Source organism: Lujinxingia vulgaris (assembly GCF_007997005.1).
Taxonomy (GTDB): Bacteria; Myxococcota_A; Bradymonadia; order Bradymonadales; family Bradymonadaceae; genus Lujinxingia.
In genome coordinates this window covers 1-1278 of sequence record NZ_VOSL01000029.1, presented here as the reverse complement: position 1 = coordinate 1278, position 1278 = coordinate 1, and the positions used below count along the sequence as shown (strand labels likewise).

1 pseudogene is annotated in these 1278 nt (G+C 68.8%); it reads right to left on the bottom strand.

The features are described from left to right. Positions 1 to 1278 (bottom strand): annotated as a pseudogene (locus tag FRC96_RS21860) (hypothetical protein); the annotation flags it as partial.

Genomic DNA, 1278 nt, shown 5'->3' with positions numbered 1-1278 from the left:
GACCCGTTGGCGCCGGCGGTGGCGTGCGCGCCGCCGCCCCCGCCGCCGGCGTCATCTTCGGAGCCCGAGCCGCCGTAGACGCCTCCGCCCCCGCCGCCTTCGTTGTTGGTGCGGGCGCGGCTTCGCGAGGTCCGGAGGAAGGTCTCCCCCTGACCGCCGGTGCGCGTGCTCCCGCTGCGTTCGCCGCGCACGCCACCGACAAAGCCCAGCCCGTCGGCGATGATCTGGCCGCCTTCGTTGACCGTCAGCGTACCCGAGACACGGAAGGCCACCACACCACCCAGGGTGCCATTCCAGGCCGACGCCGTCAGGGTGCCGTCGACGATCAGATCGCTGTAGTGCGGCACGCGCTGCACCATCGTCGTGTCGGCCTCGTCGTAGACGTGGGTCAACGCTGTGCTTAGCGTGAGCACGTCGTCGGTGATGGCTTCGACGAACGCGAACTCATGGGTGCCGGCGGCGCCAATCGTGCTCTTCATGGTGATCACGAGCACTTCATCGCCCGGCGCGAAGACCGAGGCGTCGCTCACCGTGAGGGTGTCGGCGGTGTGGGAGATGAGCGAGGTCTTGGCGGCGTCGACGTTGAACGTGCCGCCGGAGATGACCGTGCTGCTGCCATCGCTTCCGTCACCGTAGTGCGGGGTGTTGGGGGCGGCGCAGAAGCCATCCATGCACAGGCGGCTCAGGCAGTCTTCGGCGACCAGGCAGGCGCCGGCGGTGTCGCAGGCGCCGCATGTCTCACCCCCGCAGTCAACGTCGGTTTCAGTGCCGTTCTGCACTCCGTCGTCGCAGGTGGGTGCGGCGCAGGTTCCGTCGTCGCAGACGCCGCTGGCGCAATCGTCGGGGAGGTTGCACATCAGGCCATCGTCGCAGGCGCCGCAATTGCCGCCGCAATCGACATCGGTCTCGGTGCCGTTCCGCACGCCATCGTCGCAGGTGGGCGCGGCGCAGGTTCCATCGTCGCAGACGCCGCTGGTGCAATCGTCGGGGAGGTTGCAGCTCAAGCCGTCGTCGCAGGCGCCACACGCACCGCCACAATCGACATCGGTCTCGGTGCCGTTCTGCTCGCCATCGTCGCAGGTGGGCACAGCACAGGAGCCGCCCTCGCAGACGCCGCTGGTGCAATCTTCGGGGAGGTTGCACATCAGGCCGTCATCGCAGGCGCCGCAATTGCCGCCGCAATCGACATCGGTCTCGGTGCCGTTCTGCACGCCATCGTCGCAGGTGGGTGCGGCGCAGGTTCCATCGTCGCAGACGCCGCTGGTGCAATCTTCGGGG